21 protein-coding genes are annotated in these 21,780 nt (G+C 46.4%); 5 read left to right on the top strand and 16 right to left on the bottom strand.

Features of this window, described 5'->3' with window-relative positions; all coding sequences use genetic code 11:
• Window positions 1-50: 50 nt before the first annotated feature.
• Together D4N35_RS07535 and acpS are read right to left on the bottom strand one after the other, a co-directional pair.
• The gene (locus D4N35_RS07535) at window positions 51-1,070 is read right to left on the bottom strand and encodes a LolA family protein (protein WP_120072061.1); all 1,020 of its coding nucleotides are present in this window, start codon (window positions 1,068-1,070) and stop codon (window positions 51-53) included.
• A gap of 1,042 nt (window positions 1,071-2,112) precedes the next feature.
• A complete protein-coding gene (acpS, locus tag D4N35_RS07530; protein ID WP_120072057.1) occupies window positions 2,113-2,475 on the bottom strand; it encodes a holo-ACP synthase in 363 nt (120 codons plus the stop codon).
• Window positions 2,476-2,552: 77 nt separating this feature from the next.
• On the opposite strand from acpS, the gene D4N35_RS07525 reads away from it, so the two are divergent.
• Window positions 2,553-3,155 carry a rhomboid family intramembrane serine protease gene (locus D4N35_RS07525; RefSeq protein WP_120072056.1) on the top strand — a complete coding sequence of 201 codons (603 nt, stop codon included), beginning with the start codon at window positions 2,553-2,555 and terminating at the stop codon, window positions 3,153-3,155.
• Here the strand turns inward: D4N35_RS07525 and D4N35_RS07520 are convergent.
• From D4N35_RS07520 to D4N35_RS07500, 5 genes are all read right to left on the bottom strand, one after another.
• Window positions 3,139-4,608, bottom strand: a complete 1,470-nt coding sequence (locus tag D4N35_RS07520; protein WP_120072054.1) for a PH domain-containing protein — start codon at window positions 4,606-4,608, stop codon at window positions 3,139-3,141. The genes D4N35_RS07525 and D4N35_RS07520 overlap by 17 nt on opposite strands.
• Window positions 4,601-5,083, bottom strand: coding sequence for a PH domain-containing protein (locus D4N35_RS07515; protein ID WP_120072052.1), 483 nt, complete (start codon window positions 5,081-5,083; stop codon window positions 4,601-4,603). Before D4N35_RS07515 ends, D4N35_RS07520 begins: the two co-directional genes overlap by 8 nt.
• 242 nt (window positions 5,084-5,325) lie before the next feature.
• Entirely contained in the window at window positions 5,326-6,756 is a 1,431-nt protein-coding gene (gene cshA, locus D4N35_RS07510; RefSeq protein ID WP_120072050.1) for a degradosome RNA helicase CshA, read from the bottom strand.
• A 375-nt stretch (window positions 6,757-7,131) separates the two neighbouring features.
• The gene (locus tag D4N35_RS07505; RefSeq protein ID WP_120072048.1) at window positions 7,132-8,514 is read right to left on the bottom strand and encodes a UDP-N-acetylmuramoyl-tripeptide--D-alanyl-D-alanine ligase; all 1,383 of its coding nucleotides are present in this window, start codon (window positions 8,512-8,514) and stop codon (window positions 7,132-7,134) included.
• 16 nt (window positions 8,515-8,530) lie between these two features.
• Window positions 8,531-9,586, bottom strand: coding sequence for a D-alanine--D-alanine ligase (locus D4N35_RS07500; RefSeq protein ID WP_235870326.1), 1,056 nt, complete (start codon window positions 9,584-9,586; stop codon window positions 8,531-8,533).
• Between the two features lie 440 nt (window positions 9,587-10,026).
• Here D4N35_RS07500 and D4N35_RS07495 point away from each other — a divergent pair, with 440 nt between their 5' ends.
• Window positions 10,027-11,208, top strand: a complete 1,182-nt coding sequence (locus tag D4N35_RS07495; protein ID WP_120072043.1) for a dicarboxylate/amino acid:cation symporter — start codon at window positions 10,027-10,029, stop codon at window positions 11,206-11,208.
• 551 nt (window positions 11,209-11,759) lie between these two features.
• Here D4N35_RS07495 and D4N35_RS07490 read toward each other — a convergent pair.
• Window positions 11,760-12,530, bottom strand: a complete 771-nt coding sequence (locus D4N35_RS07490; protein WP_120072041.1) for a hypothetical protein — start codon at window positions 12,528-12,530, stop codon at window positions 11,760-11,762.
• A 140-nt stretch (window positions 12,531-12,670) separates the two neighbouring features.
• Between D4N35_RS07490 and mgtE the strand changes: the two genes are divergently transcribed.
• The 3 genes from mgtE to D4N35_RS07475 all read left to right on the top strand — a co-directional run bounded on the left by mgtE (window position 12,671) and on the right by D4N35_RS07475 (window position 16,505).
• Entirely contained in the window at window positions 12,671-14,029 is a 1,359-nt protein-coding gene (gene mgtE / locus D4N35_RS07485) for a magnesium transporter (protein WP_120072039.1), read from the top strand.
• 413 nt (window positions 14,030-14,442) lie between these two features.
• A complete protein-coding gene (locus tag D4N35_RS07480) occupies window positions 14,443-15,735 on the top strand; it encodes a hemolysin family protein (RefSeq protein WP_120072077.1) in 1,293 nt (430 codons plus the stop codon).
• Between the two features lie 179 nt (window positions 15,736-15,914).
• Entirely contained in the window at window positions 15,915-16,505 is a 591-nt protein-coding gene (locus D4N35_RS07475; protein ID WP_120072075.1) for a YqaA family protein, read from the top strand.
• 44 nt (window positions 16,506-16,549) lie between these two features.
• On the opposite strand, the gene D4N35_RS18070 is transcribed toward D4N35_RS07475, so the two are convergent.
• The 8 genes from D4N35_RS18070 to D4N35_RS07440 form a co-directional block, all read right to left on the bottom strand.
• Entirely contained in the window at window positions 16,550-16,702 is a 153-nt protein-coding gene (locus D4N35_RS18070; protein ID WP_164876308.1) for an Lmo0850 family protein, read from the bottom strand.
• Between the two features lie 291 nt (window positions 16,703-16,993).
• Window positions 16,994-17,185 (bottom strand): CsbD family protein, encoded by a 192-nt coding sequence (locus tag D4N35_RS07470; RefSeq protein ID WP_120072037.1) that lies wholly within the window; start codon window positions 17,183-17,185, stop codon window positions 16,994-16,996.
• A 76-nt stretch (window positions 17,186-17,261) separates the two neighbouring features.
• Window positions 17,262-17,777: a helix-turn-helix domain-containing protein gene (locus tag D4N35_RS07465; RefSeq protein WP_120072035.1), complete on the bottom strand. Its 516-nt coding sequence runs from the start codon at window positions 17,775-17,777 to the stop codon at window positions 17,262-17,264.
• Between the two features lie 312 nt (window positions 17,778-18,089).
• A complete protein-coding gene (locus D4N35_RS07460; RefSeq protein WP_120072073.1) occupies window positions 18,090-18,494 on the bottom strand; it encodes a ferritin-like domain-containing protein in 405 nt (134 codons plus the stop codon).
• 221 nt (window positions 18,495-18,715) lie between these two features.
• Window positions 18,716-18,988: a zinc ribbon domain-containing protein gene (locus tag D4N35_RS07455; protein ID WP_120072033.1), complete on the bottom strand. Its 273-nt coding sequence runs from the start codon at window positions 18,986-18,988 to the stop codon at window positions 18,716-18,718.
• Between the two features lie 23 nt (window positions 18,989-19,011).
• The gene (gene fmdA, locus D4N35_RS07450; protein WP_120072031.1) at window positions 19,012-20,196 is read right to left on the bottom strand and encodes a formamidase; all 1,185 of its coding nucleotides are present in this window, start codon (window positions 20,194-20,196) and stop codon (window positions 19,012-19,014) included.
• A gap of 149 nt (window positions 20,197-20,345) precedes the next feature.
• Window positions 20,346-20,567, bottom strand: a complete 222-nt coding sequence (locus tag D4N35_RS07445) for a hypothetical protein (protein WP_120072029.1) — start codon at window positions 20,565-20,567, stop codon at window positions 20,346-20,348.
• Window positions 20,568-20,659: 92 nt separating this feature from the next.
• Window positions 20,660-21,763, bottom strand: coding sequence for a dihydrolipoamide acetyltransferase family protein (locus D4N35_RS07440; RefSeq protein WP_120072027.1), 1,104 nt, complete (start codon window positions 21,761-21,763; stop codon window positions 20,660-20,662).
• Window positions 21,764-21,780: the final 17 nt, after the last annotated feature.

Raw genomic sequence — 21,780 nt, 5'->3', positions numbered from 1 at the left:
GCCAGGGGTTTTCTAAACCATTAAAAATAGACCCTTTCTTGTAGAAGGGTCTATTTCACCGAGTCGCCTTGCACCGAGCGTGCGACCATTATTAATTCTTCCTGCGTCAGGTCTGAGGAAGCAAGCATGTAATCCACACCGTCCTGGCTCCAGACAATGGAATGATCATTCATGACGCCGATGGCAAAACCCAGATCCACCATCTCACCGGCCATATTCACCGTTTCCATTGATGCCGTCGGAATCACTTCTGCTTTTTCCTGGAAGAGCGTGAAGGACTTATCTTCTCCTTCGTATGTCAGGATGACACGCTTTCCTCTGTCCGTCTCTATCGTCTTCTCGTCATGCAGTGTCACTCCAGGAATCTCAGCCATCGCATATTTCACTGAAAATTCCTGCCCGCTCAGATCCGCCAGTACAGGCACTTCCAACTGGGCGCTCGTCATATTTTTCTTTGTATCAAATGCATCATCATCAAATTTGGCATCAAAATCCACTTTCGTAAATTTCACCGTGACTACCGGATTTTTGTCCGTATCCATCACCTTGACGCTGATCGGTTCCAAAGTCCTTTTCTTGAAAGTGACTTCCTGCCTCGGAAGCATCTTATTGTTCTGATAGCGCGTCTTTGTCTCAAACACATAATGATTTTTTGTTTCCTTGAACTTCGCTTCCTTGTCCTTAAGGACATCCATTACCAGAGACTCAAACAAATACGCCTGGCTGCTGTTTTGCGGCCAATCACTCTGAAACTTATAACTCTTGTTCAGGGCTGGCGTCAGCACATACACACCGCTCTTATTTCTTAGGATCATCTGGCTTTGTTCCTTTTTGGCATTTTTCAAATGGACCCGATAATCACCCGGCTTATGATGCCAGACATCAATATCATAAACTTGTGGCTCATCCCCGACTTCCAGCGTCATTTTCGCTTTTGCCTTATATCCCTTGATATCCCCCGCTTTTTCCTTCAGTCCTTTCGTCACATCTTCCTGAGATTTTGAACCGCAGGCCGAAAGCACGAGCATCGCCGCAACAATCCCCCAAACCAGCCATAACCCCTTTCTCATTCCTTCAACCCCTTTGTTGTCTCATTTACACATGAAAAGAAGAGATTAGGAGGGATGCCGGGAACCATTGGCCGGCATTGCCCTTTATATTGCGAGCCGTTCCGCACAATGCGGCAATAACTCCCGTACCCAGCCTCTTCTCTCCTGACGCATTAAAAATATATGAGACAACCGTGGACAATATGTATAGAAAANTTCTCTCCTGACGCATTAAAAATATATGAGACAACCGTGGACAATATGTATAGAAAAGTGGAGGCGACTGTTCATCGACGTACAAACTGGAGAGCTTCCGACGAGATAAAGGAAACACGGCGAAGCCGCAGGCGAGCCGATGTTGACTTATCGTAGGAGGAAGATCGAAGTTTGCTAGTCGATAGGAGCCGGAACTGGACAGGGGAAAAGTGGAGGGCGGCCGCTCAGGGGCGACAAGCGCTGGAGGAAAAATCAGTGAAGGCGCCTTTTGCCTTCATTGGTTTTTCCGAAGCGACCTCGAGCCCCTGCCGCCCGGAACTGGACAATAGAAAAGTGGAGGGGCCTGTTCATCGACGTACAGACTGAGATTGGTGGCATTGGTGACCGAAAATTGGCCCGAGGACTTCCGCTCCAGTGACCGGGGGGCGCCATTTTTCGCCTGCGCGGGCATTGGACTCGCGCTCCAGTGACCGGAGGGCGCTATTTTTCGCCCGCGCGGGCATTGGACTCGCGCTCCAGTGACCGGAGGGCGCTATTTTTCGCCCGCGCGGGCATTGGACTCGAGCCCCAGTGACCGGAGGACGCTATTTTACACCCGCGCGGGCATTGGACTCGCGATCCATTGACCGGGGGACGCCATTTTTCGCCTGCGCGGGCATTGGACCGAAAACGAGCACTAATCGAGCGGATTCGTGACACCTCTGACGGGCAATGCAGGGGTATTAGAATCATTTGGAAAAATATTGGAAACACCTGTTTAAAATGACGTACATGCTGGAGTTCCTTTGACGAGATAAGGAAACAAGGACAAAATTTTATACAAACGTACGATAAAAAAGAGGCGCAATCACTGCCCCTCTTCGATGACCACCTGCGCGGCGGCATATGCCTTCGTATGTGTGATGGATAAGTGTATTTTTTTCCCTTGGCCTACAGGTCGGACAATATATGGCTTTCCCCTCTCGTCCGCGTCAATTTCAATATCCTGAAAGGAAAGCTCTGCCCCGATCCCTGTTCCAAGCGCCTTGGCGAATGCCTCTTTCGCCGCAAATCTTCCTGCCAGGAATTCTGTTTTTCTTTTATCCGGCAAGTTTTCATAATGCTGAAGTTCCGCTGCCGACAAAACCCGTTCGGCAAAGCGTTCTTGGCGCCCTCTCAATTTTTCAATTCTTTCTATTTCAACGAGATCCAGCCCAATTCCCGAAATCATCGCAGCCCATCCCTTCTACTTTTCATCTCCGGCTATAATATAATGATAGGAGGCCCAAACAGAAAGGAGATCATCCCATGTTTGTCCGAACGGAATCTTTCCGGCAATTCATTCGCCTGTACCCTGTGATCACGGCTCTCGTAGCCATCCATATCGCCATTTTCCTTGCTATGCGCCTGCCGATTTTTCCGCAGCAGCTCATTTTTGAAAAACTGGCCGGCGTCAACATATTGGTCCAAATGGGGGAATATTGGCGGTTGGTGACGCCGGTTTTTGTCCATATCGCTTTTTCGCATCTGCTGTTCAATTCATTCTCACTTGTATTATTTGGTCCGGCCCTTGAACGTGCACTTGGAAAATTTCAGTTTATCCTTGTTTATCTTGCATGCGGGATTGCCGCCAACATTGCCACATTTATTTTGAAGCCACCCTATTATACGCATATCGGAGCGAGCGGCGCGATCTTCGGCTTGTTCGGCATCTATTTGGCCATCACTTTTTTAAAAAAAGAAGCGATGCCGCAGCAAGGAAAGCAAGTGATTTTACCGATAGCGGCGCTGAGCGTGATCATGACGTTTTTCCAGGCAAACGTTAATATCACAGGCCATATTTTCGGCATGATCGCAGGCTTTATAATCGGGGCTGTTTTAATAAAAGTGCGGCCTATCCGATTTCTGTAGTCCGCTCCCGATGGCTGTACCAGCCGTAAATTTCCAATACATCCCTTTGATCTAAATGGGGGATTTCCGCCTCACGGGATCCTTCGCCCGATTTCACCGATGCACTCACAGCAGCCAGATCAGCACGCTTTTGAAACCAACTGACACTTGCTTGCATAGACTGGATTCGATTTTTCCTCATGATCATTGTATGCTGTTCGATTGTCCTGTACCGCATTGTCAATTGGGAATCGCTAATATTCCAGCCTGCGGATTTATACTGGGCATACCCCCATAAAAAAGCTATTGGAAATAATATCGCTCCGAATAAACCATACGGCCAGAAAAAGCCGGTGAGTACGCCCGTAATTATTAGGGCGATGATGGATTTTACAAACATATAGCGCCGCATCGCACGGCCGGGAGCCGCCTTTAAATCAGCTTCAAACTCATAATCTGTCAAATACTCTCCCAATATACCCGGAATTTCATCCCGCTTCACAACCGGGAGAAGGACCATTGAGGAATTTTCCAAATCCGTGGACGAGCCGCCTGCACTCTCCAGAGATACACTTGCGAATCCAAATGGCTGCCGAATCGGGCTTTCCGTGATCGTCAACGCCTGTATCCTATGCAACGGGACGGTCGTTGTCCTTTTCTCGAGCAATCCTCGCGTAATGATCAATTCATCTTTCACTTTTCTTACTGTAAAATCATTGTATTTTAAAAATGCGATGACAACCGACAGCAGCCAGGCGATGAAAAGGGCGATGAAAACTATTGCGGAAATAAACACAACCCCAAATTTGATCAGCTGCTGCATTTCGCTGAACAATTTTTCATAAGGAATAAAGTCTTCAAATTGAAAAATGAATGCAAGGAATGCAGAAATGACAACGCCTGCCCTTCCCGACGTAGATGCGAGAAATAAAAGCTGCCGCGCAGTAATTTTATAAATAATATCCTCTTGCGGGCGGATTTCCGCTGCCTCCTCAACATCATCCGGCATCTTATTTTTGGCATCGGCAATGATTTTCTGCAGAGCCGTAGCGTCTTCTTTTTTTATGGCGGTCAGCTCCGCCTCCGCCTTGTTTCCGCCCGAACCGGCCGTTTCCACCTTCACTTTTACAAGGCCGAGCGGACGGTGGATGATGCTCTCCGACAGATCGAGACTTTGTATCCGGTCAAAAGGGATATATCTTTTTTTCTTCACAAACAGCCCCTGCTCAATCCTGAGTTCATTATCCTCAACCCTGTAAGTAAATCGTAACCACTTAACGATCATCGATCCGATCAGGAAAAAGACGAAAAGCAGAAATAGGAGCTGCGGAAGCATACTTAAGAAAGGCCCGTCCAGTTCAATCTGATTTTTTCCAAAAATAAAGAGAAAAATGAATGGAATAATGAGCTCTTTCAGCGAAAGGACGAAATCATACAGAACAGTAACCGGGTGCAGCCGTTTCGGTTCAAACATCGTCTTCAGCCACCCTTGCCAAAGCGGAAATCGAGCGGCGAAGCTCCTCCGCTTCGTGAATATCGACCGCGGGGATTTCATGAACCGTGGCCGCAGTTGAAATCGAAACCGTGGCCAGATCATATTTTTTCAAAATCGGCCCCTGAGAAGTATCGACATGCTGGACCCTCACCATTGGAACTAATGTCCGATGGATGAAAAAAACCCCGTGCTGAAGCTCGAGTTCATGTTCAGTCACCTCATAGCGCCAGCGTTTCCACCGGATGGAAGGAATGATAAAAATGTTCAAAATCGTAAGTATAAGTACAAGCCCGGCACCAGCGGCGGTGATCCAGAGCGGCCAATCAAAAAAATGCGTCAGCACCCCTAAAATAACAACTACACCCCATAATATCAGAGAGTTCAGTACTCCCATGATGCGCCATACTTTTAAGCCGCGCTGTGAAATCCGCCGTGACGGTGGTCTGATCTCCATTGAATCTCCTCTTTTCTGAATTGCAATTTCCCTGCTGTCCTTTTGGATTTGTATCCGGATTTTACCGGAATTCCGGAATTTTCCCCTGTTGAGATTTACTCCTTTGGGATTTATTTCCAGTTTCCGGATTTACTCTCAACTTTACGTATTTACTCTCCACCCTCAATATTCTAACAAAAAAACAACCGGATATCTCCGATTGTTTTTATCGACGTTTTTTTTTAAGATGGCCGCCCTTCCCGTTAAGGTCTCCGGTTTCCGGAACGGCGCTGGGATTTCCGGTGTCCTTTATAAGAGGACTGGCCGGGCTTGCCCCTTCTTCCCCGTCCGCCGTGGAAGTGATCCCGCTTGGAAGGCAGCGGCTTTTCCTCCGTAATATGGACAGGTGTTTTGTCCGGTTCTTTTGTGATGATTTTTAATGCCGCAGCAATGACTTCGACAGCATCATGTTCGTTCAGCAGGTCAACCGCTGTGGCCCTGTATTCATCCAGGTTGCCCTCTTCGATGGTTTCGTTCAATTTTTCCATTGTCAGGCGCTGCTGGCCTTCGAGCGCTTCATCCCAGGTAGGCGGGCGCATAGGATTCATCCGCTTTTTCGTTGTCTGTTCAACGATTCGGAGATAGCCCATTTCCCTCGGGCTGACAAATGTGACGGCGATTCCTTCTTTTCCTGCACGTCCCGTACGTCCGATGCGGTGTACATAGCTTTCCGGATCCTGGGGGATATCGTAGTTGTACACGTGGGTCACACCAGAGATGTCCAATCCGCGCGCAGCGACGTCAGTGGCAACAAGCACGTCCACTTTCCCTTCTTTGAACTTCCGTAAAACGGACAGGCGCTTCGCCTGGCTCAAATCTCCATGGATGCCTTCAGCTGTATATCCACGGACGGTCAAAGCGTTGGACAGCTCGTCTACACGGCGCTTGGTCCGGCCGAACACGATGGCGAGCTCCGGCGACTGCACATCAATCAGGCGTGAGAGGACATCGAATTTTTCCCTTTCAGGGACTTTAATAAAATATTGCTCGATTAACGGAACCGTCATTTCCCTTGCCTGTACTTTTACAAGTTCAGGCGACTTCATGAAGCGCTCGCCAATCCGGCGGATCGGTTCCGGCATTGTAGCCGAGAAAAGCAATGTCTGCCTTTCTTCAGGAACAGTTTCTAAAATCGCCTCGATATCCTCGATAAAACCCATGTTCAGCATCTCATCCGCTTCATCAAGGATGACCGTATGAACATTGCCCAGCTTCAAAGTCCGGCGCTGGATGTGATCAAGGACACGTCCCGGAGTTCCGACAACAATTTGCGGGCCTTTTTTCAATGCCCTGATCTGACGCTGGATATCAGAACCTCCATAGACCGCAAGCACGCGGACCCGGCTGTCGATCGCAATTTTGTACAGTTCCTCTGAAACCTGGATAGCCAGTTCACGCGTAGGCGCAATGATGATTCCTTGTACGCTGTGATCCCTTGGATCAATTTTTTCAATCAAAGGAATACCGAAAGCCGCTGTTTTTCCGGTACCGGTCTGGGCCTGGCCGATCAAATCCTTCCCTTCCATGCTGAGCGGAATCGTTTTTGCCTGTATCGGTGTAGCTTCTTCAAAGCCCATTCTATTCACAGCTTTTAAAATAGACGGACTCAAATTTAAATCTGAAAACTTCGTCAATGCTTCTCAATCTCCTTTAAAACTTCAAGTTGAGGCAAATGCCCCACTTCTCGCAAAACTATAAACGATGTTGATAATTCTATCATTAAAATTTAGTGGTGACAAACAGGAAAAGCGTAAGCGCCTGTTCATCGACGTACAGACTGGAGTGGCTCCGACGAGATAAAGGAAACACGGCGACGGAGGAGCCGATGTTGACTTATCGTAGGAGGAGACGCGAAGTCTGCTAGTCGATAGGCGCTGAAGCTAGACAGCTTCATTTCCATTTCCAAAAAGGTGCCGCTATCTCCCATCTCAACCATATTAAAAAGTTTAGGCGGGAGGTAACGGCACCTGAATGACGGGGCGGTGTTTCCCGCCCCGCAAAAATTGATGCTATTCCGCCGCGGATAGCGCTTCAACCACTTTTTCCATCTTCATGCCGCGCGATGCCTTGACAACAATCAGTTCGCCGCCGGAAAGTTTTTCTTTTAAAGAATGGACCAATTCATCCTGATCCCGGAATGAAAGTACATACCCGGCCGGGAAATTTTTTTCAGCACCCCTTGCTATCCATTTCCCAAGATCTCCATATGTATAAACATACTTTATTTTGGCCGGATCGATCTCCTCCCCGATTTGTTCGTGGTATTCTTTTTCCTTGTCGCCAAGCTCAAGCATGTCCCCGAGCACTGCAATCTTTTCCTTGCTGCCGTCCATGCTTTCAAGCATTTCAATCACGGCGCGAAGTGCCGTCGGGCTTGAATTGTATGAATCGTTGAGAATGGTTGTCCCCTTGATTCCTTTGCGCCATTCCATTCTCATCGTAGACAGTTTTACGGAATTTAATCCGTTTTCCACATCACTCACCGGCACTGAAAATTCCTTTGCAACAAGCAATGCTGCCAGTGTATTCATGACATTATGCTTCCCTGCAATCGGCAAAAATAACGGCTTTTTTGGAAAAATGGATGCTGTAAAAGTGCTGCCTCTTTCTTCCAATTTCAATTCGTGCGGATAGGCGTCATTACCCGGGGAATCTCCAAATGTCGCCAGACGGACATTTTTAAGCGAAGCAACTTTTTCCTGTAAAAGCGGTTCGTTCCCCGGAAAAACGAAAAGGCCGTCCGGTGCCAGCCCTTCGGTGATTTCAAACTTGGCAGCGGCGATATCTTCACGGGAACCAAGGTCAAGCAAATGGGCTTCCCCGATATTTGTAATGATCGCCGCATCAGGCCGGGCCATTTTGGTGAGAAGGGAAATTTCTCCCCTGCTGCTCATTCCCATTTCCAGGATGGCAATCTCAGTTGTTTCTTCCAGTGCCAAAAGCGTCAGCGGAAGCCCGATATGGTTATTGAAATTTCCTTCCGTCTTTTGGACGCGGTACGTTTCGCCCAGTACAGCCGCTGTTATGTCTTTCGTCGTCGTTTTTCCATTGCTGCCGGTAATTCCAACCACTTTGACCGATAATTCATCGCGGTATGCTTTCGCCAGCTCCTGCAAGGCAAGCAGCGTATCCTTGACGATGAGAACCGGGCCGTTTGTTGGCGGGTTCGGAACATCCTCCTGCCAGAAAACAGCCGCAGCCCCTTGATCAAGCGCTTTTTCCGCGTACTTGTGGCCGTCGGTCTGCTCCCCTTTAAAAGGAACGAACAAATTTCCCGGCGAAATTTTTCGCGAATCAATCGATACGCCTTTTACTAGCACATTAAAATATTTTTTTACATCATTCTCTATTTTAATCATATTGGCTATTTGGCCAATTGTTCTTTGAATCATCGTGATCCCTTCTTTATTAAAAACTGTGGATGATTTTTTGTTTTTCTTCGTAGCGCTGCCTTCCAAGCTCGACAAGACGTTCAATCAGCTGAGGATATGGAACGCCCGTATTTTTCCAAAGGAGCGGGAACATGCTGAATGGAGTAAATCCCGGCATCGTATTTACCTCGTTGATCAGCACCCTGCCGTCTGGACTAACGAAAAAGTCCATCCGGGCCAAACCTGAGCAATCCAGTGATTTATATGCCGTAAAAGCCATTTCGCGAATTTGATTGTATACTGCTTCCGAAATATCGGCGGGAATAACAAGCTCTGTAGAGCCGTCTTCGTATTTCGCCTCATAATCGTAAAATTCCTTCTTCGGGACGATTTCCCCGGGTACAGAACAAGCCAGTTCATCATTTCCCAAAATGCCGACTTCAATTTCCCTTGCAATAACGCCTTCTTCGATGATGATTTTCCTGTCGTATCGGAAAGCATCTTCAAAGGCCGCTTTAAGTTCCTCGCGGTTGTCGCATTTGCTGATTCCGACACTGGAACCGAGGTTGGCAGGCTTCACAAAGCTCGGATAGCCGATTTTTTCCTCCACTTGCTTATAAGCCGCTTCACGGTCAGCTTCCCACGCGCTTCGGATAAAAGAAACATACTTTACCTGATCCAAACCAGCCTGTGCAAAAATATTTTTCATTACCACTTTATCCATGCCGGCTGAAGAAGCCAATACCCCGTTTCCTACATAGGGAATGTTTAAAAGCTCAAGCATTCCCTGTACCGTTCCGTCTTCCCCATTGGGACCGTGGAGAAGCGGAAATACCATATCAAAGCCCGAATCCAGAGAAGAGGGCATGATCTCGTTTGCGGCTGATTCCCGATCGCCTGGAAACTGCAAATATTTTACATCTTCAACAGGGCCTGTGATTTGCGGTCCCTGGACCCACTTGCCCTCTTTTGTAATGAAAATCGGAAAAATGTCAAATTTATTTTTATCAAGTGCATGTATGACCGCTTTAGCAGTTTGCAAAGAAACCTCATGTTCAGCAGATTTGCCTCCGTATAACAAACACAATTTCATTTTATTATCCTCCATCCCCATGACATCTTTCTAATTTTAACATGATTTTCGATAAAACAAAGAAGAAAAGTGAAATCAACTTGGCAGGTTTGGACCGCTTCTCCGAAGGCCGGGATTAAATAGGTTTTGCCCAGGAAAAACCAGCACCCGCCCAGTCTTATCGTATGCACCTTGGACACTGCGGGTGAACTGTTGAATGGGTGGGCGGAATGCCGGGAAAAACTGTATCCGCTGGTATTTTCGGTTATCCGCGGGTGTTTCCAGTTATCCGTGGTTTTTTTCACCTACTGAAGATATCTACCTTTATGTACGCGTTTCAACCCGCAAGATTTATTTACTCCAAGATTATAAAGAACCCGCTCTTTTGTTATGCTAGAATAAAGCAGGCGGCTCTTTTCTATGTAAGATGCCGATCACAATTTTATGGAGGTCCATATGTCATGAAATTCGGTTTATTGCCGCGCATTATTCTTGCGATTGTGCTCGGTATTTTAATTGGCCTGGTTTCGCCAAGTCCTTTGATCCGGGTCTTTGCCACTTTCAGCGGACTATTCGGGAACTTTCTCGGCTTCATCATCCCATTGCTGATTATCGGCTTTATCGTTCCTGGAATCGGCGCCATTGGCAAAGGTGCCGGAAAGCTGCTCGGCTGGACTGCTGCCATCGCGTACATTTCTACAATTGGAGCAGGCTTGCTTGCGTATATCACCGCAAAAGCACTTTATCCTTCCATTTTGGCCAACCAATCACTAAAAGAATTTGCCAATCCGGAAGAAGCACTTTTAAAACCATATTTTGATATTGAAATGGAACCGCTGATGGGCATCATGTCTGCCCTGCTTTTATCCTTTGTCATCGGGATAGGCATTGCAGCGGTCAAAAGCGATCTGCTTTTGAATTTGTCCAACGACTTCAGGGACATCATTCATCTTGTTATTGAAAAAGTGATCATTCCTTTATTGCCCGTCCACATTTTCGGCATTTTTGCAAACATGACGAATGCCGGCCAAGTGGGTTCCATATTGAGCATATTCATTAAGGTTTTTGCCATGATCATTATTCTTCATATCGCGTATTTGGTCATTCAATATACAATTGCGGGTTCCGTACAGAAAAAGAATCCTTTTTCGATGTTGAAAACAATGAGCCCGGCATACTTTACAGCGCTCGGAACCCAGTCGTCCGCTGCAACGATCCCTGTCACTCTAAGACAGGCCAAGCATATTGTGAAAAAGGAAAAGGTTGCAGATTTTACGATTCCATTGCTTGCAACCATCCATTTGTCCGGAAGCACGATTACACTGGTGAGCTGTTCCATGGCCGTCATGTTTATGCAGGGGCACAGTTATGCATTTACGATCATGTTCCCTTTCATTTTGATGCTCGGCATTACAATGGTGGCTGCACCAGGCGTTCCGGGGGGAGCCGTCATGGCAGCAATCGGATTATTGGAGTCCATGCTTGGCTTTGGCCCTGCGATGACCGCTTTAATGATCGCCCTTTACATCACCCAGGACAGCTTCGGTACAGCCTGTAACGTTACAGGTGACGGCGCGATTACGGCCATCATGGATAAAATCAGCCGCGAAGATTCAGTGGAAGATGAAAAAGTGGCAGTTTAAACATCAGGCCCCCTCTCAGGGGGCTTACTATTTGGAGGGCCCTTGATTCCGGATTATTAACCCGCGGAATCGGATCATTCCCCTAATTCTCGATCATACCCCGCGGAGTTGGATCATTCACGCCTGATCCCGGACCATATCCCGCGCAATCGGATCATATTCTTCCCATTCCGGATCATATCCCGGCAATCCAGACCATACCGTACGAAACCAGGATTATTTCCCCTTGCAACTTTAAACACCTTTTCCAGAACAAAGGCGCAAGCGCCTGTTTATCGACGTACAGACTGGAGCGCTTCTGACGAGATAAAGGAAACACGCGCAGCGCAGCGGAGCGATGTTGACTTATCGTAGGAAGAAGCGTGAAGTCTGCTAGTCGATAGGCGCTGGCCGCCTTAAAGCACCACGTCCTGTGGCGCCGGCGGCACTAGGACCTCCTGTCCGTCGGAGCCGGACGCAGCACTAAGTGACAAATAAGTTACTAACAACCTGAGCATTTTATAATTTCCTAACAACAAAAAAATACAGCCCCCCTAAAAAGGAAGCTGCATTTACTCCAACAAAACCTTCCATTCTCCGGCCTTCCGGTCCAGAACCAGTCTGCCATCGGGTACAAGCCTGCTTAACTGCATATACTCCTCATACATTTCATCCATATCCATAAAATCGCCGACAATCCAAATGGGCACTTCGATTTTCAAACGATCGCCCGCCGTTTTATCAAAGGAAAACACGACCCCTTCCCTCATTTGTCCGCCCAGAAGCTGCATGATTTCTGCCGGAACGAAAGGGGCTGGACGGTATTTTCGGCGTCCGAACAGTGTTCTTTCCCTTCCCGGGCTCACCCTGTGTGAAATGACCACTCCGATCATGGAAAAGAAGTGTTCCCATTTTTTATAATAGATTTTATTGAATAGGCCGTCTTCTTCCGTCAAGTAAACAAATTGATTCCCAAGTATTCTGTAAAATGGAGGTCTTAAAGGTGATTTGATGTGGCCCAAATAGAGCAGTTCAGCCAGTTCCTGGCCAGTCAGTTCGTTCAAGTCTTCCTCATCTGAAAAATCAACCCAGCAAAACTCTTCGTAGCGGAAAACCTCATCTTCAAGCAATTGTTCAACGTTTTCGCTTGTGGCGAAACTCAGCCGGGTATGCATATTGTAATAGCCATCTTCGAATTTATGTTTGAGTAATAGAAGATTGGACGGCTTATCAGGAATACCTTTTATAAAATCGGGAAATTGAATACCAGATGACAAGATATACCGGGCGGTATGATTCATGTGTATGTATATGATATTTCTCCCCGCTGCTTGATTCTTCAATGAGATGGCCTCCACAAATATAGTCATACGATATACCTATAGCATATTACTATAATAACAAATAATTGTTGTGAATTAAATTACATATTCACTACAAATCGATCGAATCGGCCGTTACTACTTGCAGAGAGGTGATAGGTGTGCTGGCAAAAGAGAAAGAAAAGGAACTGACACTGCAAATCATTGACAATATTAAAAAAGAAGACTTTGATCAAGTAAATGAGACTTTTGAAGACTGCGGGCCGGAAAAGATGGCCTCCATCATCCAGAACCTGCCTGAACGCTATAGGGGTGCCATGCTTGAACATTTAAACATCTCAACCCTGGCAAGTCTGATTCAGCGGGTGAATATAAAACTTCAACTGGAAATTTTAAGTAAAATTGGCCCAGAAAAAGCAAACCGTGTCCTGGCGTTATTGAATGTTAACTTCCTGACACGGCTGCTCCGCCATTATCCGAAAGCGGATGTGGAATCTTTTTTGGAAGAGATGGAGGAAGCCGAGGCGACATATGTCCGGCAAATCCTCGAATACCCGGAAAATACAGCCGGAAGTCTAATGACCAACCGCTACGTCTCAGTCAATACTCATTTTACAGTGGGACAGGCTGTTGAAAAACTGAAAACCCTTGCCCTATACTCTGAAAGCCTCAATCATATCTACGTTGTGAATGATGAGGGCCAGCTAGAGGGAACAGTCCCGTACAGGGAGTTGATCATCACTGAACCCGAAGAAAAAGTGATAAATGTCATGGTCGAAAAAATCATTTCTGTCGATGTCATGTCGAAAAGAAGTGAGATTGTGCGCTTGCTTCAGAAATACGATTTTACAGCGCTCCCTGTTGTGAACGAGGATGAAGTCCTTGTAGGAGTCATCACCTTTGATGACATGTTAACGACGATTATCCACGAGGCTGGCGAAGATATCAGTAAAATTTCCGCTATGAACGAAGAAATCGACTTTGATACAAAGCCGGCCCCCGCAGCTATCCGAAGGCTGCCATGGCTTATTGCCCTCCTGTTTATCGGCCTTGTATCAGGAAGTATCATCTCAAGGTTCGAAGAGACGCTGGAGCAGGTGGTGGCTCTTGCCTTTTTCATGCCGCTGATAGCCGGAATGACCGGGAACACCGGCACACAATCGCTGGCAGTTGTTGTACGCGGATTGGCAGAAAGGGAAGTAGATATAAAAACAGCGCTTAAACTTCTTTGGCGGGAGTTCCGTGTCAGCCTATTAATAGGCGTTACATGCGGTCTGCTTATTGCCGTCATCGCATTTGTCTGGCAGCACAATTTATACCTCGGAATTGTTGTCGGGGGCTCATTACTGCTCACTTTGATCATTGGAACATTCGCAGGAACAATCATTCCGCTTATTTTATATAAATTGAAAATGGACCCGGCGGTTGCGTCAGGTCCGCTGATTACAACAGTCAATGATATATTTTCCCTGGTGACTTACTTTTCCATCGCTACCCATTTTCTCGGAAAGCTCACTTAAATAATGATAAAAGCAGCCTGATAATGGGTAAAGTATGAAATAAGAAAAGCGCAAGCGCCTTGCCCATCGACGTACAGACTGGAGTGCCTCCGACGAGATAAAGGATAAGGATAAGGAAAGGCGGAGAGTGCCAGCTTATCGGCGCAAAGCTAGACGAGCACTGAAGAAGGCGTAGTTTGCCTTCAGCAGCGATTGGCTTTATCCTTGCGCCGATGGCGCCTGAAGCTGGACAAAGAAAGACACATAGTAAATTGGAGAAATACTCCCAAAGGAGTCCGCACAATTAAAAGCCGGTTTCGCACGATGGTTCTGAATATCGCACAATGGGGCAAAGCCCCACAATAATCGAAACAATTTTATCAAACAGAGGGAGGTGAAGCCTTGCTGCGGAGATGCCGGAGCGAGGCGCTCCATTGTTCGGCCTGAAACTATTTCTTGTATTTTTCCTTATAGGAATCACAGCGTTTTTTGTTGCATCCGAATTCGCGATTGTAAAAATACGGAGTTCCCGTCTGGACCAGCTGATTGCGGAAGGCAACAAAAAGGCCCCTATTGCCAAACGTATCATTTCAAATTTAGATGGTTACCTGTCCGCCACCCAGTTGGGAATTACTGTTGCATCGCTTGGACTCGGGTGGCTCGGTGAACCGACGGTCCAGGTAATTTTGACGCCTTTGTTTGAAAGGTTTGATGTTCCCGGATCAGTTGCAGGGATCCTATCGTTTTTAATAGCGTTTATTACCATTACATTCGTCAGTGTGATCCTCGGTGAACTCGTGCCTAAAAACCTGGCAATATTCAAACCGGAAGCGATCGCTCTCGCCGTTTCGACACCGCTTGTCTGGTTTTATAAAATTCTTTTTCCTTTCGTATGGCTGCTGAACAGGACCGCCCGTATGGTTACAAAGATATTGGGAGTCCAGCCTACATCAGAGAGCGAAGTTGCCCATTCCGAGGAGGAGCTTCGAATTATTTTATCGGACAGTTTAAAAAGCGGTGAGATCAACCAATCGGAATACCGGTATGTCAATAAAATCTTTGAATTCGACAATCGGATTGCAAAGGAAATCATGGTGCCCAGAACGGAAGTCGTGACAATTGACAAGTCGGCTTCCATCGACGAAATCATGACCACGGTGAAAGAAACACGCCTGACCCGCTATCCGGTAACAGAAGAGGGGGACAAGGATAAAATACTGGGCGTAGTCAATATAAAGGAATTTTTAACGGATTGCATCGAGGGAAATTGCGAAGGACCCCAGCCGATCGCGGATTACGTCATGCCCGTCATCAGTGTGATTGAGACAATGCCCATCCAGCGGCTTCTGGTAAAAATGCAAAAGGAAAGAAATCATATGGCTGTGCTTTTCGATGAATACGGAGGGACAGCAGGAATCGTGACAGCCGAGGACATATTGGAAGAGATTGTCGGCGAGATACGGGATGAATTTGATGACGACGAAATACCGCTTGTTCGGAAATTGGGTGATGAGCATTACTTGCTGGATGCAAAAGTGTTGATTGAGGAAGTAAATGACTTACTTGGCATCCACCTTCGCTGCGAAGACATCGATACGATCGGGGGCTGGCTCCTGACGCAAAAATATGACTTGCAGCAGGGCGACACAATTGAAGATGAAGGGTACAAATTTCACGTAAAAGCAATGGAAGGAAACCACATCAGCGAAATTGAAGTGACACCATAAGAAACAGCTTTTTCTTTTATTTCCGGGGAAATGATCTATTTCGACAATCATTTCCCCTTTCGTTTGACTAGAAAAAGACATATTTCATTGTCTGTTCTGCCAAATTGTGCTGACGGACTGATGGAATAATGCTATACTTCTTTTAGCAATTCGTCATCTAAAAGGAGTATATTTGAATGATATCAGAATGGCTTGCAGTTATTGAAAATTGGCTGATGGACTATGGAGTGCTGGGACTTATCATTGTTTCCTTTACGGATTCCTCTTTTTCGCCGATCATTCCCGAGGTCTTGTTGATTCCTATGGGGATCGCCTCACCCGACAAAGTCTGGCTGTATGCTTTTTACACCACTGTGGCTTCCATTTTGGGGGCGCTGCTTGGATGGTACATCGGAAAAAAACTGGGAAGGCCCATTTTGCTCCGTTTTATCAAGGAGGACAAAATTGATAAGGTCGAATATTACTTTGAAAGATACGGCGCCATGGCGATATTAATAGCGGCCTTTACGCCTGTCCCATACAAAGTGTTTACCATTTTTTCGGGAATTTCCAAAGTGAAAATCAGGACACTCGTTTTTTGGTCCATCTTGGGCAGAGGCGGGCGGTTTTTCCTTGAAGCAGCCATCATTGCGGCCCTCGGTGTCAGAGCCAAGCCGTTCATTGAAGAAAATTTTGCCTATCTGACCCTGGGGATCGGGGGAATTGCGGTCATCGCTTTTATCATTTACCGCCTGATTCTCACCAGAAAGAAAACAGCGGAAAGCAAGTAAAACAACAACGCGGGCCGGTACAAATGTACCAGCCCGCTTCGTTTTTATTCTACATGGTATTCGGTATACCCTGGGACAGCCTGTACTTCGTCAAGGATTCTGAAAAGTTCCAGCCGGGATTTCGTGACTGAAATATTCACTCCCATTTCAGCAAGACTATCAATTATTTTTTCAAGTTGTTCATGATCTCTATGCAAAAGACCACCCCATTTAAGATTTGACATCTTATACTTATTTTAACGCACTTTTCAACCGATTTGAATCGCTTTCAGAAAAAAATAAAAAATATGTGTCCAAAATTTAAACTTTCTTGTTCAATATTCCCAGTCTTCCCTACAACAAACTTCTTTTTTGAAAATTTTATGTAAAAAGCGAAAAGCTTCGCGTACGCGAAGCCCCGGCCCTATGATTTTATAACCGTTACGCGGTAAATCATCCAAAAAAACAGGCCTTCCCTTGGAAGTGCCTGCCAAATTGGATTGCCAGTATCAATCCCAATCAGTAAGTTTTCCTTTGGCTTCGCCATATTTTTTCTTCGCTTCACCTTTTGCCTTATCCCATTTGCCTTCTGCCTGCAGTCTTTCATTATCAACAGCATCCCCGAATGCATCTTTGGCTCCGCCTTTAACCTTGTCCCAGGTTCCTTCCAGCTTTTTCTTAGTTCCATCTGAATCTCTCATGAGGAATACCTCCTTAAAGTTATAGTTATACGTACCCCTTCAGATTCATATGAAACTGTACAAATAAAAAAACAGGTCAAACCGTTGATTTCTTGTCCGAAAATGTGAAAGGCCGTAAAAAGAACATTCCCTTTCTTTTCTTCCGGTTCCGCGCATTTTCCATCATTTCAAACAGCTGCTGATCCCGTTCCCGTTCTTCAATTTTTTCCGTCAGCCGTTCCACTTGAAGAGCAAGCTGACGGTTGATCTCGGCCAAATTCGTCTGCTGCTCTTCCAACTGAGTGATTTTTTCGCATAGCCTGTCTATATCCAATTCCGTTCTTTCCTCCAGTTCAGCCGCCTGCACTTCCACTTTTCCCGACTGGCCTGCAGTTAGTTCCGCCGCCTGATCTACCGTCATCCCTTCTTCCGTCATTTTCTCGATCATTTTCCGTATCTGTGAAATATCCTTCTCTCTGAATATCCGCCCATTATTCGAACCGCGCTCAAAATGGTATCCTTTTGATTCCAGCATAACAGCATAATTTCTGAGGGTACTGACCCCTATTCCCAAAGCCTTGGCTGCTCCAGAAGTATACAACATATTTTCCATCGTCGACCCTCCCCGGATTTGGTTGTACTCTTAATATTCCACAGACAAGGGGCATCTCCTTTCTCTAATAATGTAGATTGAAAGGGAGACGTGTCTTTCGTTTTACAAATTTTTTATGAGGTTTTGTTCGTTGCCGGCAATTTATTGGTAAATCAGAAAAGTTGAGAGTAATTCTGGAAAGCGAAGAGGAAATTGAATCGGAAAAGTTGGGGGAGTAACCGCCTTCAACCCAAGAGCCAGCCAGGGACTCGGACAAGTTACAATAGAAAAGTTGAGCGCTCTCCTTTTTTGCAGATGTACAAACCCAGTTCTTCAGCGCATCATCGACAAAAACCAGACGGCGTGGTTCTGTTCATCTGCGGCTGCCCGTCGAAACAGATGCCGAATATAATGATCCTGCGCCTTATCGGCAATTTCGTGATAAAAATCGACCGTCTCCTGTTCATCTTCAAATGCGAATTTTAAACCATCCGTAAAATGGTTTGGACACTTTCCAACAATTCTTGGTTCTGGCTGCATGTTCATCACAAGCATATAAATAGCTGAAATATGATGAAAATGGCGGATTTCATCATTCCGGATCTCCCGTATGATCTTTTTTTCCCTCTCTGAAGGTGCCATCTCTATCAACTTTCCATAACAGGCTATAGCGCTGTATTCACCGTTGACCGCTTTGGAGATGTCTTTTTCCAACTTTTGATCAATGGTAAAATCCATAAAAATTCCTCCCTGTTTTTCAGCTATCGTATGCTGGGCATTCGGAAAGGTGATTAGTTTGCTAGATGCAGGCAAGGGGGAAATAAGGAAGGCCAAATAATCCTTTTGTATCGATCCTCCGCGGCACGTGATATGGTTTCTCCCATGCACCTCCTTCTGAAATAAGAAGAGACCCATAAAAAGATTCAAAGATCCCGCTCCATGTGGAACGGGATCTTTTCTCACGCCTGCCACGGGCGGTTCGCCACGGCAGACCTGCTTTTAGGAAGTCTTCTTGTGCCCAATTCTTCGCGGGTCATGCGCCGCGGCTCCATCCCCTTTTCAATTCTCGACCTGAGTGCATGCGGCATGGAATACAAATTGGGCGGTAAAAATACCCGCTTTGAATCTGCGCTGCACGTCGGGCATTCGGCACTCCCCAAGTTTTTCTCCATCGACCTGAAAAACAAGGTGAATTCTCCGCAGTCATCACAGCGAAAAGTATAACTTGGCAAGATATCCCCCCTTTTTTATCCGTTTACTTTAATTTCGGTGTAATATCTTTATCAAAAATCTGAGTAGGAATCGCAACTGTACAGCAGGCGTTCGGAATATCTACGATTCCGGCAACCCGTCCCTCAACCGGCGCAGAGCTCAACAGCATGTATGCCTGCTCTCCTGTATACCCTTGTGTTTTTAAATATTCAATCGCATTGAGGCATGCCCTGCGGAAAGCCGTGTTCGCATCTAAGTAATGCTGCTTTCCATCTTTTTCGTCCACAGATACTCCCTCAAATACGAGGAAGTCCGAATACAAAGGATCTACCGGTCCCGGCTTGAACATCGGGTTATCCTTGATCATGTATTTTGCCATTCCGCCTTTGATGACATCGACCTTCAAGTCGATCCATCCGGACATCTCGATACCGCCGCAAAATGTGATTTCTCCATCGCCTTGCGAGAAGTGAAGGTCTCCCACCGATAATTTCGCTCCATCCACAAATACCGGGAAGAAGATTCTTGAGCCTTTTGATAGATTCTTAATGTCACAGTTTCCGCCGTTTTCCCTCGGAGGGACCGTTCTGGCTCCTTCAGCAGCCACCCTGTCAAAATCGGCGCCCTTCAGTGTGCCAAGCACCGCACTTTCAGGCGTCGGCAAATTCGCGAGCGGAGGAGTCCTTTCTGGGTTCGTCGCCCTCAATTCTTCCTCTCTCTTATTCCATTCTTGTAAAAGTTCCATAGACGGGGCCACACCAATCAGGCCCGGGTGGACAATCCCTGCGAATTTCACCCCCGGAACGTGGCGTGATGTCGTGTAGATCCCTTCAAAGTCCCAAATGGACTTCTGCGCTTCGGGATAATGGTCAACAAGGAAGCTTCCGCCATTTTCCTTCGCAAAGATTCCGTTGAATCCCCATTCATAGCCCTGATGGACACCAACATCCAATATATCAACTACCAATAAATCCCCCGGCTCGGCGCCATTGACATAGACCGGTCCGCTCAACACATGGACGCGTTCCAGATTCACTTCCCGGATATCTTCCGGGTCATCGTTGTTTTTAATCTGTCCATCCGTCCACTCCTTGCAGTCCATCCGGAACGCCGTTCCGGGATCCACCGCAAATGCTGCAGGTATATCGGGGTGCCACCTGTTATGCCCCGGATGGGCCTGCTCCTCCATCGTTTTGCTCAAATCCAGCTTAAACAATGTTTTTGGCATCTTACTACTTCCTCCCTCATCGATTTATGTAAAACTCTTCGGGTGAAAATAATGTATGCCCATCCAGTATAAGACGATAATCACCATTAGTCAAATTATTTTGATAATTACTTCTATTTCAAACAAAAAAAGAAGAAATTGCGATTAAGCTAAGTTTCTTCTCTTACAGAACTCGGATATATAGCATCCTCTCTCTCAAATCTGTTCCCATAATGAGACTCCCAGTTTTCAGACAGCCATTTCAGATTGACGAACAAACAGTTCCAATTTTTGTACAAGCCCTCCCAATCGTATGTATAATTTTCTTCAGCAGAAACTTGGTGCAAGGCGGGCATGCCGCCTTTGTCAGCGGATAAGTAAACCTCATTCACATAAATGCACTCCTAACTTCAAAGATGTAATCGATACTTGCGAATCAGATTTGAAGAAGCTGATGAAAGCCTGTCAGCTTCTTCGCATCCCTTTAAAATTCTCCCACAAGCGACTGGCATTGATCGGCAATAGCCTGCAAAAATTTAGCTGCGGGCGCTCCGTCAACCGCCCGGTGATCGAACGTCAGGCTGAGCGGAATCCGCTCTTTTTGTACAACTTCTCCTTGTTCCAAAACCAGATAGGGCTCAATTTTACCGACACCAAGTATACCGGCCTCCGGTGGATTGATGATCGGCGTGAAAAACTCTATCCCGAAATTCCCTAGATTAGTCACTGTGAAAGTACTCCCTTTCAAGGCTACATCCGACAAATTTTTGGAAATTACTTTTTTCACAAGTTCTTTCAATTCTTTATCCAGTTGTGTGAGTGACAAATGGCCGGCATCTTCAAGAACCGGCACATATAACCCTTCCTCTGTATCCACCGCCATGCCCAAATGAACTTTTTTATGCCGGATGACCTTCTCTCCCTGGACATGGGCATTGATGGCAGGATGCTGCTCAAGCGCTTTGACGGCCGCATAGGAAATAAGACTGTTCCAACTCACGTTTGACCCGGTTTCCTTCCGCCTTTTTCCCAGCTCCGTCACATCCACCCACGAGGTCAGGGTCAGCTGTGCAGATTCATGCAGGCTTGTCATCATTCTGGATGCAATCGTTTTGCGAATGCCGGACATCTCTTTTGTTTCCTGTTCTTCCACTCCTACAGCTGCATTTTTGATGTCTTCTTCAGTGATGGCTCCGTCTTTCCCTGTACCTTTCACATCAGCCAGATTCACATTTAGATCCCTTGCGAGCTTTCTCAGTCTTGGAGAAATTCTGACAAATGAAGTTTCAGAAATCTTTTCCTCGTCAATTTTATTATCGGCCTTGTGGTCTATTTCTTTAGTACTATTCAGGGTTTCCGTTTCAATTTTCGCAAGAGCTTCTCCCACTTTGGCGGATTCCCCTCTTTTGACTAAAATTTCACGGACCGTCCCTTCCGCCTCCGCTTCTATTTCAAAGACGGCTTTTTCCGTTTGCACCTCGACGAGCACGTCCCCTTCTTCCACGGAATCTCCTTCTTCAACATGCCAAAAGACGATGAGGCTTTCCTCTATTTCATCGGATGTTCTTGGCATTTTCACTTCAAACATGCATTTCACTCCCTCAG

Source organism: Siminovitchia fortis (assembly GCF_003605365.2).
Classification (GTDB): domain Bacteria; phylum Bacillota; class Bacilli; order Bacillales; family Bacillaceae_C; genus Siminovitchia; species Siminovitchia fortis.
This window is presented reverse-complemented; position numbering and strand designations above follow the sequence as displayed.

Bases quoted from the DNA above. Each gene is read 5' to 3' on its own strand.
- D4N35_RS07500 (WP_235870326.1), bottom strand. From the start codon at position 9,586: ATGAAATTGTGTTTGTTATACGGAGGCAAATCTGCTGAACATGAGGTT.
- D4N35_RS07525 (WP_120072056.1), top strand. From the start codon at position 2,553: ATGTTTGTCCGAACGGAATCTTTCCGGCAATTCATTCGCCTGTACCCT.
- D4N35_RS07495 (WP_120072043.1), top strand. From the start codon at position 10,027: ATGAAATTCGGTTTATTGCCGCGCATTATTCTTGCGATTGTGCTCGGT.
- D4N35_RS07535 (WP_120072061.1), bottom strand. From the start codon at position 1,070: ATGAGAAAGGGGTTATGGCTGGTTTGGGGGATTGTTGCGGCGATGCTC.
- D4N35_RS07440 (WP_120072027.1), bottom strand. From the start codon at position 21,763: ATGTTTGAAGTGAAAATGCCAAGAACATCCGATGAAATAGAGGAAAGC.
- D4N35_RS07520 (WP_120072054.1), bottom strand. From the start codon at position 4,608: ATGTTTGAACCGAAACGGCTGCACCCGGTTACTGTTCTGTATGATTTC.
- D4N35_RS07460 (WP_120072073.1), bottom strand. From the start codon at position 18,494: ATGGATTTTACCATTGATCAAAAGTTGGAAAAAGACATCTCCAAAGCG.
- D4N35_RS07505 (WP_120072048.1), bottom strand. From the start codon at position 8,514: ATGATTCAAAGAACAATTGGCCAAATAGCCAATATGATTAAAATAGAG.
- fmdA (WP_120072031.1), bottom strand. From the start codon at position 20,196: ATGCCAAAAACATTGTTTAAGCTGGATTTGAGCAAAACGATGGAGGAG.
- D4N35_RS07465 (WP_120072035.1), bottom strand. From the start codon at position 17,777: ATGGAAAATATGTTGTATACTTCTGGAGCAGCCAAGGCTTTGGGAATA.
- D4N35_RS07470 (WP_120072037.1), bottom strand. From the start codon at position 17,185: ATGAGAGATTCAGATGGAACTAAGAAAAAGCTGGAAGGAACCTGGGAC.
- D4N35_RS07515 (WP_120072052.1), bottom strand. From the start codon at position 5,083: ATGGAGATCAGACCACCGTCACGGCGGATTTCACAGCGCGGCTTAAAA.
- acpS (WP_120072057.1), bottom strand. From the start codon at position 2,475: ATGATTTCGGGAATTGGGCTGGATCTCGTTGAAATAGAAAGAATTGAA.